The following is a 227-nucleotide window of genomic DNA, read 5'->3' on the forward strand; positions in this document are numbered from 1 at the left end:
GCCGGGCAACCGAATTGCGCTGTGGAATCGTCGCCACGGAGGATACGCCCAACCCGACGAGGAGTTCGTGATCCCGAGTCTCGAAGGCAGCCACGGTGGCGCTGATCGTCTGCTCATCGAGGAGTTCCTCGGCTTCGTCCGCTATGGCGGGATCACGCAGACGTCGCCGGTGGCTGCGCGTCAGGCGGTGGCGGCGGGCTCGCTCGCTGCGGTCTCTCTGCGGTCAG

1 pseudogene is annotated in these 227 nt (G+C 67.4%); it reads left to right on the forward strand.

Features of this window, described 5'->3' with window-relative positions:
* A pseudogene (locus BN358_RS27900) lies at nt 1-227 on the forward strand (gfo/Idh/MocA family oxidoreductase); the annotation flags it as partial.

It is taken from the genome of Sedimentibacter sp. B4 (assembly GCF_000309315.1).
GTDB classification, from domain to species: domain Bacteria; phylum Bacillota; class Clostridia; order Tissierellales; family Sedimentibacteraceae; genus Sedimentibacter; species Sedimentibacter saalensis.